Source organism: Komagataeibacter intermedius TF2, assembly GCF_000964425.1.
In the GTDB taxonomy this organism is placed as follows: domain Bacteria; phylum Pseudomonadota; class Alphaproteobacteria; order Acetobacterales; family Acetobacteraceae; genus Komagataeibacter; species Komagataeibacter intermedius.
On record NZ_BANF01000273.1, the window covers coordinates 1 to 345 of the forward strand.

General features: G+C 61.4%; 1 protein-coding gene. It reads right to left on the minus strand.

The window, feature by feature from the left end; all coding sequences use genetic code 11:
* A partial coding sequence (locus B7449_RS16990; protein ID WP_048883888.1) for a transposase occupies positions 1-314 on the minus strand: 314 nt, incomplete at its 3' end.
* Positions 315-345 lie beyond the last annotated feature (31 nt).

Genomic DNA, 345 nt, shown 5'->3' on the forward strand with positions numbered 1-345 from the left:
CCGTCAATCCGGGTCTGGCCCTTCTTTACAAGCTCCGGCTCGAAGCTGCTGTCGCGGTCGCGCGGCACCGTCACTGGAAAGACGCCGTCCTGGCCCTTCAGCACCTTGGTCGTGGAGCCATTCCGCCGGTTCAACTGGCCCGGCGGGGCAGCCTTGCCCTCCTCATAGCCCAGATGCGCGGTCAACTCCCCACCCAGCATGCGCTCCATGAGCCGAATTTTCAGCTCCTTCAGCAGCCCGGCGTCACCAGGCAGGTCTTCAGGACGCTCTACGCCCGTCAGCAATTCGTCGAGGATTTCCATCGAGATGGTCATTCATACTTCCTTTCGGTGAAGTATGGACCAG